The organism is Nocardioides mangrovi (genome assembly GCF_020073815.1).
GTDB lineage: Bacteria > Actinomycetota > Actinomycetes > Propionibacteriales > Nocardioidaceae > Nocardioides > Nocardioides mangrovi.
Map to the genome: position 1 here is coordinate 236,100 of NZ_JAIQZJ010000003.1, position 11,142 is coordinate 247,241.

Consider the following 11,142-nt stretch of genomic DNA (forward strand, 5'->3'; position numbering starts at 1 on the left):
CCACCCAAGATCACGAAATCGGCCGCGTCAAGAGAGTGGACGCAGGAAATCGTCCGGGAAACAGAAGCGTTACCGGTAGGTGATCGCGTCCCCGTCGAGGTGCGGGTGCTCGTTGAAGGTCAGCAGCCGGGCGCCGGTGGAGCCGACGACCACCCGGGTCACCGACGAGTTGACCGTCACGGCGTTGAAGCGGGCCCACAGCCGGGCCGTGCCGCCCGGGTCCGCCTCGGGGTCGACCAGGCGCGCGCACGCGACGCCGATCGGCCCACCGGAGCTGACCGCGACGACAGTGCGCCCCGACCCCGCCTCGGCGGCGGCCGCGTCCAGCGCCGCGTCGACCCGGCCGACGAAGCCGGCGTACGTCTCGGGGTAGTCGCCGACCCCGGCGGTCCACCGCGACGTGGCCCGCTCGAAGAGCTGCTGGAAGCCGCGCCGGTCCAGGCCGTCGACGCTCTCGCCCTGAGCGCGGACGACCGCGAGGTGGTCGAACTCGTCCCACCGGTCGTCGACGACCGGCTCGGTGGTCCAGCCGGCCGCCTCGGTCATCGCGTCGAGCGTCTCGCGGTGCCGGCGCATCGATCCGCGGACGACGACGTCGGGTGTCAGGCCGCGCTCGGCCAGCCAGCCGCCGAGCCGGCGGCCCTGCTCCCACCCGATCTCCGAGAGGACGTCGTAGTCGTCGGCACCGAACGACGCCTGGCCGTGCCGGACCAGGAGGAGAAGACCCATGCGCGGCAGCGTAGAAGGCTCGCGAAATCCGGCGATGACGGGGCGGCTCGCCCGGGACTAGCGTCGGAAGATGTTCATCCAGATCATCCAGGGCACGTGCACGCGGCAGGACGAGCTGCGCGCGGTGCTGGACAGGTGGCCCGAGGAGCTCGCGCCCGGCGCGGACGGCTGGCTCGGCGGCACCTACGGCTTCACCGACGACGACCTCTTCGTGGCGGTCGTCCGCTTCACCGACCGGGAGTCGGCCATGGCCAACTCGGAGCGTCCGGAGCAGGGTCGCTGGGCCGAGGAGATGATGGCCTGCTTCGACGGGCCCGTGGAGTTCCACGACTCCGACGACGTGACCCTGCTCTTCGACGGCGGCTCGGACGAGGCCGGCTTCGTGCAGGTCATCCGCGGCAGGGTCGACGACCCCGAGCGACTGCGCCGGCTGATCGCCTCGGACCCGACCGAGCTCAAGCGGATGCGGCCGGAGATCCTCGGGGCCACGTTGGCGATCGAGCCGGACGGCACCTTCACCGAGACGGTCGCCTTCACCGACGAGGCGAGCGCCCGCGGTGGCGAGACCGTCGAGCCGCCGGAGGACGTGCAGGCCGAGCTCGCCTACGCGATGGCCGGCGCGACCTTCTACGACCTGCACCACCCCTGGTTCGGCGCCCGCTGACCCGGCAGAGACTTCCTGCCGGGTCAGCGTGCTGTTGCTGCCGGGTCGGCGTCAGGCAGGGAACGAGCCGCCGGACGCGGCCAGCTCGCGCAGGTACGACGTCGGGCGGAAGCGCTCGCCGTACGCGTCGGCGAGCTCGTCGGCGCGGGCCACGAACGCGCCCAGGCCCACCTGACCGGCTGCGTTCTGGTAGCCCTGCATGAACTGCGCGGCGCCGCCGGTCATGGCCGGGAAGCCGATGCCCATGATCGAGCCGATGTTGGCCGCGGCGGCCGACTCGATGACGCCCTCCTCGAAGCACTTCGCGGTCTCGATGGCCTCCGCGAAGAGCATCCGGTCCTTCATGTCCTGGAAGGGGATGGCGTCGGCGATCGGGAACTGCTCGGCGAGGCCGGACCACATCGAGCCGCGCTTGCCGTCGGCGTACTCGTAGAAGCCGGCGCCCTCGAGCCGCGACGGGCGGCCGAGCTCGATCATCTTCTCGACGACCAGGCTGCCCGGGTGCGGGTCGTAGGTGCCGCCGTCGCGCTCGGCGGCGTCCTTGGTGGCCTTGGCGATCTTGCCCATCAGCACCATGTTGAGCTCGTCGGTCAGCTGCAGCGGGCCGACGGGGTAGCCGGCCTGCGTCGCGGCCCGCTCGATCGACCAGGGCTGCTGGCCCTCGGCGACCATCGCGAGGCCCTCGTTGACCATCGTGCCGATGACCCGCGAGGTGTAGAAGCCGCGGCTGTCGTTGACGACGATCGGCGTCTTCCTGATCTGCTGCACGACGTCGTAGGCCCTGGCCAGCGCGACGTCCGAGGTCTCCTTGCCCCTGATGATCTCGACGAGCGGCATCTTGTCGACGGGGCTGAAGAAGTGCAGGCCGATGAAGTCGGCGGGCCGGTCGACGCCGGTGGCCAGCTCGGTGATCGGGAGCGTGGAGGTGTTGGAGCAGAGCAGCGCGTCCGGGTTGACGTACGGCGCGATCTCGGCGAAGACCTGCTTCTTCAGGGACGGGTCCTCGAAGACCGCCTCGATCACCAGGTCGCAGCCGGCCAGGTCGGCCGGGTCGGCGGTCGGGGTGATCCTCATCAGGAGCTCCTGGGACTTCTCCTCGGTGAGCTTGCCGCGCGAGATCGCCTTGGCGTTGAGGCCCTCGGAGTAGGCCTTGCCCTTGGCCGCGCCCTCGGCGGACACGTCCTTGAGCACGACCTGCATGCCCGCGCGGGCGCAGGAGTAGGCGATGCCGGCGCCCATCATGCCGGCGCCGAGGACGCCGACCTTGGTCGCCTTGTAGGGCTCGATGCCCTGCGGGCGGAGCTTGCCGGCGTTGATCGCCTGCAGGTCGAAGAAGAACGCCTGGATCATGTTCTTCGAGCCCTGGTTGACGATCAGGTTCGTCAGGTAGCGCGACTCGATCCGCGACGCCGTGTCGAAGTCGACGCTCGCGCCCTCGACCGCGGCCGAGAGGATCGCCCGCGGGGCGAGGTAGACCGCGCCCTTGGTCTGCTTGCGCAGCAGCGCCGGGAAGGCCGGCAGGAAGCCCGCGAGCGCCGGGGTCTTCGGGGTGCCACCGGGCATCTTGTAGCCGGGCTTGTCCCAGGGGTTCTGCGCCTCGTCGGGGTTGGCCTTGATCCACGCCTTCGCGGCCGGGACCAGCTCCTCGCGGGTCGCGACCAGCTCGTCGACCAGGCCCTTCTCCTTCGCGGCGTCCGGGGAGAACTGCGTGCCCGGGAGCAGCACGTCCATCAGGCCCTGCTGCAGGCCGAGGAGGCGGACGACGCGGGTCACGCCGCCGCCGCCGGGAAGCAGGCCGAGCGTCGACTCGGGCAGGCCGATCTTGACCGAGCGGTCGTCGACGGCGATGCGGTGGTTGCAGGCCAGGCAGATCTCGTAGCCACCGCCGAGCGCGGCGCCGTTGATCGCGGCGACGACCGGGCGCGGGTAGAGCTCGAGCCTGCGCAGCCCGGCCTTGACCGCCTCGCCCATCGCGAAGACCGGCGCGGCGTCGTCCTTGGTCGCCTGCATCATGTTCTTGAGGTTGCCGCCCGCGAAGAAGGTCTTCTTGGCGCTGGCGATCACGACGCCCGTCACGTCGTCGACCTCGTCGTACAGCTTCTGCACGGCGGCGGCCATCGACTCCTGGTAGAGCTCGTTCATCGTGTTGGCGCTGGCGGTCGGGTCGTCGAGGGTGAGGGTGACGATGCCGTCGGCGTCGCGCTCGTAGTGGACGGCCGTCTGCTGCTCGGTGCTGGTGCTCATGGGTGTGTGAGTTCCTGTTCTGGTCAGACGATCTCGACGATGGTGGCGATGCCCATGCCGCCGCCGACGCAGAGCGTGGCGAGGCCGCGGCGCAGGTCGCGGCGCTGGAGCTCGTCGACGAGGGTGCCGAGGATCATCGCGCCGGTCGCGCCGAGCGGGTGGCCCATCGCGATCGCGCCACCGTTGACGTTGGTGATCTCGTGGCTGATGCCGAGGTCGCGCATGAAGCGCATGGCGACGGCGGCGAAGGCCTCGTTGATCTCGAAGAGGTCGATGTCCTCCACCTCGAGCCCGGCCTTGGCCAGCGCCTTGCGGGCGGCCGGGGCGGGACCGGTGAGCATGATCGTCGGGTCGGCGCCGGAGACGGCGGTCGCGATGATGCGCGCCCGCGGGGTGAGGCCGAGCTGGCTGCCGACCTCCTCGGAGCCGATCGCGACCAGGGCCGCGCCGTCGACGATGCCGGAGCTGTTGCCGGCGTGGTGGACGTGGTCGATCTTCTCGACCCAGTGGTACTTCTCCAGCGCGACGTCGTCGAAGCCCGCGTCGCGACCGATCTGGGCGAAGCTCGGCTTGAGGCCGGCCAGGCCCTCCGGCGTCGTGTCCGGGCGGATCAGCTCGTCGGTGTCGAGCACGGTCAGGCCGTTGAGGTCCTTGACCGGGACGATGGCGTTGGAGAAGTAGCCGTTGGCCCACGCCTTCGCGGCGCGGTGGTTGGACTCCGCGGCGTACGCGTCGACGTCGTGCCGGCTCCAGCCCTCGATGGTGGCGATCAGGTCGGCGCCGATGCCCTGCGGCACGAAGCCGGTCGTCAGCGCGGTGGCCGGGTCGGAGGCCCACGCGCCGCCGTCGGAGCCCATCGCGACCCGGCTCATCGACTCGACGCCGCCGGCGAGGATGAGGTCCTCGAAGCCGCCGCGGACGCGGGACGCCGCCTGGTTGACCGCCTCGAGACCCGAGGCACAGAAGCGGTTGAGCTGCACGCCGGCCACCGTCTCGGGGTAGCCGGCCTTGAGCGCGGCGGTCTTCGCGATGTCGCCGCCCTGCTCGCCGATCGGCGAGACCACGCCGAGGACGACGTCGTCGACGCGCTCGGGGTCCAGGGTCGGGTTGCGGACCTTGATCTCGTCGAGCAGGCCGACCACCAGGTCGACCGGCTTGACCTCGTGCAGCGAGCCCGCCGCCTTGCCCTTGCCGCGCGGCGTGCGGATGTGGTCGTACACGAATGCTTCAGCCATGACCGTCCTACTCCATCGAGAGCTGTATCGAGAGCTGCAGAGAGCTGGGGTGGTGAGGAATCCTCTCCTCGATTGTGACACTATTACTGTCACCGTCAAGGAGACGGTCGCTGTGGCGGGGGTCACTCCCGTGCCGCACTGGGGGCTGACGAGCATGGACGAGAACGTCGAGACGCGGCGCGAGCTGCTGACCCTCGACGAGCTGACCGCCCGGGTCGGGATGAGCGTGCGCAACATCCGCTTCTACACGACCAAGGGCCTGGTGCCGCCGCCGATCCGGCGCGGCCGCTCGGGCTACTACAGCTCCGAGCACATCGCCCGGCTCGAGCTGGTCCAGGAGCTCCAGGCGCACGGCTTCACGCTCTCCGCGATCGAGCGGTACGTCGCCGGCATCCCCGTCGACGCCTCCCCCGAGGAGATCGCGCTGCACCGCACGATGCTCGCTCCGTGGCAGGCCGACCTGCCCGTCGAGATGTCGCGCGCGGAGCTCGACCGGCGCACCGGCCGGACGCTCAGCGACGACGACCTCACCACCCTCGCCGCCCTCGGCATCGTCTTCCGCACCAAGCGCGGTCGCTACGAGGTGGCCGTCTCCCAGCTGTCGGTGGGGCTCGGCCTGCTCGACCTCGGCTTCCCGGTCGAGGCCGCGCTCGCCGCCGCGGAGGTGTACGCCGAGCACGGCCGCCAGGTCGCCCACGAGCTCAACGAGCTCTTCCGCACCATGGTGTGGCCGGTCTACAAGGAGTCCGGCGCCAGCGCGGAGACGCTGCGCGAGGTCGTCGAGCGGCTCAAGCCGCTGTCGATCGCCAGCCTGGTCTCGGCGTACGAGGCCGGCATGGACGAGGACCGCCGGCAGCGCGCCGAGCGGCGCGCCCGGCGCGCGTCCGGCGACTAGTGCTGCACCTGGGCTGGCGGCTGGGTCCTGCCGGTGAGTGGTGCGGGTTCACCAAGGGATGAAGGTGAGCCGACACTTCCCCCGGCGAACTCGCCACGGGAGGTGCGGGTTCGACCTGATCCCTTGGTGAGCCACCAGATCCCTCGCCGAACCAGCAGCCAGCCGCGGTCAGCGGTCGAGGCGCAGGTGCAGCCAGGGCCGGGACAGCTCGAAGCGGCGCCCGGTGACCGCGGTCGGGACGATCTCGACCACGTCGTACTTCGGCGAGCCGAGCCACGGCCGCAACGGCAGCTGCTCGGCCCGGTGCGCCTCGTCCTCCTCCAGGTGCCTGGCCCGGCCGCGCACCACGACGCTCACGGCGGTCTCGCCGGCCACGTCGTCGACCTCGAAAGCCACCTCGTGGCCGAGCTCGACGGCGAGGAGCTTGGTGCCGGGTGCGGTGCGGAAGAGCAGGGTGGGGTCGCCGCCACTGTCGTCCACCGCGTAGTTGATCGGCGTGATGTGCTGCTCGTCGACGATCGTGAACGCAAGCCGCCCGAGCTCACGGGCCCGGAGCAGCTCCCAGCACTCCTGCTGGGTCATCTCGGGAAGGGTCGGGTCGTCCATGCACCCACGCTAGGCACCGCCGGGTGGTCCGACGAGAGTCATTGGTCCCGGAACGGGGTACGACCTGGCCGATGACTGCACCCCTGACGATCCTGGTCGCCGGCGCGTCCGGCTTCATCGGCCGCCACCTGGTCCCCGAGCTGCTCGACCGCGGCCACCGCGTGCGCGCGATGACCCGCCACCCCGAGTCGTACGACGGGCCGGGCGAGCCGGTCCACGGCGACGTGGCCGACCCCGGCAGCCTCGGCGACCCCATGGACGGCGTCGACGTGGCCGTCTACCTCGTGCACTCGCTCGACGACGCCGACTTCGAGCGCAAGGACGCCGAGGCCGCGCGGGCGTTCGGGCTCGCCGCGGCCGCGACCGGCGTGCAGCAGATCGTCTACCTCGGCGGCCTCGGCCGCGACGGCGACGAGCTGTCCGCGCACCTGCGCTCCCGGCGCGAGGTCGAGCGGGTGCTGGGCGAGTCCGGCGTCCCGGTCACCGTGCTGCGGGCCGCGATCGTGGTCGGCGCGGGCGGCATCTCGTGGGAGATGACCCGGCAGCTGGTGAAGAACCTGCCGGCGATGGTGGTGCCCAAGTGGGCCAGCACGCTGACCCAGCCGATCGCGCTCGACGACGTCGTCCGCTACCTCGCCGGCGTGATCGGGCTCGAGGACGCGAAGGGCCGCGTCTTCGAGATCGGCGGCGCCGACCAGCTGACCTACGTCGACATGCTCCAGCAGGCCGGCGAGGTCATCGACGGGCGCACGGTCCCCGTCATCACCGTGCCGGTGCTGACCCCGCAGCTCTCCTCGCGCTGGATCTCGCTGGTGACCGACGTCGACACGACCACCGGGCGCAACCTGATCGACTCGATGGGCACCGAGGTCGTGGTCACCGACAACGCGATCCTCGACCTGGTGCCGGGCGACCCCCTGACCTACAAGGAGGCCGTCCGCCGCGCCCTAGAAGAGCGCGGGTAGCGCGAGCAGCATGACCAGCGACCAGGTGCCGTGCACGATCGCCGGGGCGAGGACACCGCCGCTGCGCTCCCGGACGACGGCGGTCACCAGGCCGAGCAGCGCCGCCGCGAAGACGAGCATGGCGTTGCCGGTCGCGAGCGTCGCCACGGTGTAGACGACCGTCGTCACGACCACCGGTCGGCCGACGACGTCGTAGAGGGCGCCGCGGAAGAAGAGCTCCTCGCACACCCCGGTGAGCACCGCGACCAGGCCGATCAGCGGGCCGGACCCGCGCTCGGCGTACGCCGTCACCGACCCCACCAGGTCGTCCAGCGCCGGAATCTCGCGCACCACCAGGGCCCCGACGACGAAGACCGCGCCCAGCCCCAGGCCGACGAGCAGCGGCAGGACCGGGGAGCGGGAGCCGAGCGGCGGCGGTCCGCCGAGCACGCCGCCGAGCGCCCAGGTCGCGGCGAGGACGAGGGCGGCCGGGTAGAACCAGTCCTGGCCGGGCTCGACGTGCAGGGAGATGCCGAGGAGGACGGTCCCGAGCACGAGGAAACCGCCGACGACCAGCGGTCGTCGGCGGTCTCGGATCACAGTCGGCGAGGCTACTTCTTCAGCCCGTCCTTGACGTCCTTCGCGGCGTCCTTCAGGTGCTCGCCGGCGTTCTTGACCTTGGCCCCCATCTGGTCGGCCTTGCCCTCGGCCTCCAGGTCCCGGTCACCGGTCGCCTTGCCGGCGGACTCCTTGCCCTGGCCCTTGAGCTCGTCGACCTTGTTCTCGGCCTTGTCCTTCAGACCCATCGCTACCTCCTCGGGTGTGCGTACACCCGGGAAGTGACCGGTCTGCGCGACGGTCAAACCCCTCGGGGCGCTCAGGCCGAGGAGGTCGGGCGCCGGCCGCGGCCGCCGCGGCGGCGGCGGTTGCCGCTGCCCTGCGGGCGAGCGCCCTGCTGCCCGGCCGGACGCCGGCGCTGACCCTGCTTCGGGGCCTGCTTCGGCCGCTGCTGCTGAGCCGGCGCCTCGACCACGAGACCACCGGGCACCAGCACGCGCTCGCCCGGGGCGAGGTCGGCGAGCACCGGGTGGCTGGCGCCGACGACCTTGGTCGTCGTCGGCTTGATGCCGGCGGCCCGGGTCAGGCTGCGCACCTCACGCACCTGGTCGTCGGTCATCAGGGTGACGACGGTGCCCTTGGCGCCGGCCCGCGCCGTACGACCGGAGCGGTGCAGGTAGGCCTTGTGCTCGACCGGCGGGTCGGCGTGCACGACGAGCGCGACGTCGTCGACGTGGATGCCACGAGCGGCGATGTCGGTGGCGACCAGCGTGGTGGCGCGACCGGAGTGGAAGGCCTCCATGTTGCGGGTGCGGGCGCCCTGGCTGAGGTTGCCGTGCAGCTCGACCGAGGGCACCCCCGCGCTGTTGAGCTGGCGGGTGAGCGCCTTCGCGCCGTGCTTGGTGCGGGTGAAGACGACGGTGCGACCGGGCGCGCTGGTCAGGTCGACCAGGACCGGCACGCGGTGCTCGCGCGCGACGTGCAGGACGTGGTGGTCCATGGTGGCGACCGGCGACTGCGCCGAGTCGGCCTGGTGGGTGACCGGGTTGCGCAGGTAGCGCTTGACCAGCACGTCGATCGCCTTGTCGAGCGTGGCCGAGAAGAGCAGCCGCTGGCTGTCCTGCGGGGTCTTGTCGAGGAGGCGGCGTACGGCGGGCAGGAAGCCGAGGTCGGCCATGTGGTCGGCCTCGTCGAGCACGGTCACCTCGATCGCGCCGAGGTCGCAGTGACCCTGGCCGATGAGGTCCTCGAGCCGGCCGGGGCAGGCGAGGACGATGTCGGCACCGCGGCGCAGGCCGACGACCTGCGGCTGCTGGCCGACGCCGCCGAAGACGGTGCGGGTGGTCAGGCCCGCGGCGGCCGCGAGCGGCGCCAGCGAGGCCTCGATCTGGGCGACCAGCTCACGGGTCGGGGCGAGCACGAGGGCGCGCGGGCGCTTGCTCTGCGCCGGCTTGCCACCCGCGAGGCGGGCGACGAGCGGGACCAGGAACGCGTAGGTCTTGCCGGAGCCGGTGCGGCCCCGGCCGAGGACGTCGCGTCCGGCGAGGGAGTCGGGGAGGGTCGCGGCCTGGATCGGCGTCGGGGTCATGATGCCGAGGTCCGCGAGGACGGTGGACAGGTCCGCGGGCACGCCGAGGTCGGCGAAGCCCGCAGTCGTGACTGCAGAAGACAAGGGGTTCTACTCACTGCTGGGGTGTCTCGCCAGCGATGGGATCCCGAGAGGGGCGCAGGGCACGAGGCCCGCGGGCGGCCCGAGGCAAGACGGAACGGGCTGCACCACCCAGCCTAGGCGCCGGGTGGGCGCACTCCCGCATCCGTGGCTACGTGAACTGCAGCACGCCGTCGTCGACCGGCTTGCGCCCCAGCGTCCTGCGGTCGGCGAGGTAGTCCTGTCGCAGCTTCCACGGCTCGCGGTCGCCCTGGACCGGCAGCTCGTCGAGCGCGCGCAGGATGTAGCCGGACTCGAAGTCCATCAGCCGCTCCTCACCGACGGACGGGTCGCGCGGGGCCACGACGATGCGCGCCCCCGCCTCGTCCATCCGGGTCAGCAGCCGGCACACGAAGTCGGCGACCAGGTCGGCCTTCAGGGTCCAGGACGCATTGGTGTAGCCGATGGTGAAGGCCAGGTTGGGGACGTCGCTGAGCATCAGCGCGCGGTAGGCGAGCGTCTCGTGCGGCTTGACCGGCTCGCCGTCGACCGTCAGCGTCGCGCCGCCGAAGAGCTGGAGCTTGAGACCGGTGGCGGTCACGATGATGTCGGCGTCCAGCTCCTCGCCGGAGGCGAGCCGGATGCCGGTCTCGGTGAAGGTGTCGATCTGGTCGGTGACCACCGAGGCGTCGCCGCGGCTGATCGCCTTGAAGAGGTCGCCGTCCGGGACGAAGCACATCCGCTGGGTCCACGGGTCGTAGGTGGGCTTGAAGTGCCGGTCGACGTCGTACCCCTCCGGGAGCTGCGGCAGCATCTGCTTGCGCAGCCAGCCGCGGATCTGGTCGGGGCGCCGGCGCGAGCGCTGGTAGAAGAAGCGGAAGGTCAGGATCGACTTCCACCGGACGAGCGGGAAGCGGAGCCGCTGGGGCAGCCAGCGCAGGGCGTGGGCGACCGGGTCCGCGCCGGGCAGCGAGAGCACGTACGACGGGGAGCGCTGCAGCATCGTGACGTGGCCCGCGCCGCGGTCGGCCATGGCGGGCACCAACGTCACCGCTGTCGCTCCGGAGCCGATGACGACGACCTTCTTGCCGGTGTAGTCGAGGTCCTCGGGCCAGTGCTGCGGGTGGATCACCGTGCCGCGGAAGTCGTCGCGGCCCGGGAAGACCGGCGTGTGGCCCTGGTCGTAGTCGTAGTAGCCGGTGCAGCCGTAGAGGAAGCCGGTCGTCAGCTGGCTGGTCTCGCCGTCGTGCTCGACCGTGACCGTCCACAGCGCGGTGGAGGAGTCCCAGTCGGCCGCGAGCATGCGGTGCCCGAAGCGGACCAGCCGGTCGACGCCGTACTCCCGGGCGGTGTCCTGGACGTAGCCGCGGATGGACGCGCCGTCGGCGAGCGCGCGCTCGTCGGCCCAGGGACGCCAGGCATAGCCGAGGGTGAACATGTCGGAGTCCGAGCGGATGCCGGGATAGCGGAAGAGGTCCCACGTGCCGCCGATGGCATCGCGGGCCTCGAGGATCGCCAGGCTGCGGCCGGGGTGCTCGGTGCGCAGCCGGCACGCCGCGCCGATGCCCGAGAGGCCGGCACCGACGACGAGGACATCGACATGCTCCGTCATGTCCCGC

The 11,142-nt window shown here is 71.7% G+C and carries 11 protein-coding genes; 3 read left to right on the forward strand and 8 right to left on the reverse strand.

Translation table 11 applies throughout. From position 1 onward, the window contains the following. Positions 1–69: 69 nt before the first annotated feature. Positions 70–729, reverse strand: coding sequence for a histidine phosphatase family protein (locus K8U61_RS07750; RefSeq protein WP_224122424.1), 660 nt, complete (start codon positions 727–729; stop codon positions 70–72). A gap of 70 nt (positions 730–799) precedes the next feature. Between K8U61_RS07750 and K8U61_RS07755 the strand changes: the two genes are divergently transcribed. After that, on the forward strand, positions 800–1,393 hold the full coding sequence (locus K8U61_RS07755; protein ID WP_224122425.1) for a hypothetical protein: 594 nt from the start codon (positions 800–802) through the stop codon (positions 1,391–1,393). Positions 1,394–1,444: 51 nt separating this feature from the next. Here K8U61_RS07755 and K8U61_RS07760 read toward each other — a convergent pair whose 3' ends face one another. Next, positions 1,445–3,637 (reverse strand): 3-hydroxyacyl-CoA dehydrogenase NAD-binding domain-containing protein, encoded by a 2,193-nt coding sequence (locus K8U61_RS07760; RefSeq protein ID WP_224122426.1) that lies wholly within the window; start codon positions 3,635–3,637, stop codon positions 1,445–1,447. 23 nt (positions 3,638–3,660) lie between these two features. Continuing rightward, positions 3,661–4,872, reverse strand: coding sequence for an acetyl-CoA C-acetyltransferase (locus K8U61_RS07765; RefSeq protein WP_224122427.1), 1,212 nt, complete (start codon positions 4,870–4,872; stop codon positions 3,661–3,663). Between the two features lie 154 nt (positions 4,873–5,026). Between K8U61_RS07765 and K8U61_RS07770 the strand changes: the two genes are divergently transcribed. Continuing rightward, positions 5,027–5,767, forward strand: coding sequence for a MerR family transcriptional regulator (locus tag K8U61_RS07770; protein WP_224122428.1), 741 nt, complete (start codon positions 5,027–5,029; stop codon positions 5,765–5,767). 168 nt (positions 5,768–5,935) lie between these two features. Here the strand turns inward: K8U61_RS07770 and K8U61_RS07775 are convergent, their stop codons facing one another. Next, a complete protein-coding gene (locus K8U61_RS07775) occupies positions 5,936–6,373 on the reverse strand; it encodes a pyridoxamine 5'-phosphate oxidase family protein (RefSeq protein WP_224122429.1) in 438 nt (145 codons plus the stop codon). 71 nt (positions 6,374–6,444) lie between these two features. Here K8U61_RS07775 and K8U61_RS07780 point away from each other — a divergent pair, with 71 nt between their 5' ends. Further along, entirely contained in the window at positions 6,445–7,338 is an 894-nt protein-coding gene (locus K8U61_RS07780) for an NAD(P)H-binding protein (protein ID WP_224122430.1), read from the forward strand. Here the strand turns inward: K8U61_RS07780 and K8U61_RS25405 are convergent. The 4 genes from K8U61_RS25405 to K8U61_RS07800 form a co-directional block, all read right to left on the reverse strand. Then, positions 7,321–7,917, reverse strand: a complete 597-nt coding sequence (locus K8U61_RS25405) for a CPBP family glutamic-type intramembrane protease (protein ID WP_224122431.1) — start codon at positions 7,915–7,917, stop codon at positions 7,321–7,323. The two genes, K8U61_RS07780 and K8U61_RS25405, sit on opposite strands and share 18 nt — an antisense overlap. Positions 7,918–7,928: 11 nt before the next feature. Further along, on the reverse strand, positions 7,929–8,123 hold the full coding sequence (locus K8U61_RS07790; protein WP_224122432.1) for a CsbD family protein: 195 nt from the start codon (positions 8,121–8,123) through the stop codon (positions 7,929–7,931). A gap of 71 nt (positions 8,124–8,194) precedes the next feature. Then, a complete protein-coding gene (locus tag K8U61_RS07795; protein ID WP_224122433.1) occupies positions 8,195–9,547 on the reverse strand; it encodes a DEAD/DEAH box helicase in 1,353 nt (450 codons plus the stop codon). Between the two features lie 148 nt (positions 9,548–9,695). Next, on the reverse strand, positions 9,696–11,135 hold the full coding sequence (locus K8U61_RS07800) for a flavin-containing monooxygenase (RefSeq protein WP_224122434.1): 1,440 nt from the start codon (positions 11,133–11,135) through the stop codon (positions 9,696–9,698). Between the last annotated feature and the right edge of the window lie 7 nt (positions 11,136–11,142).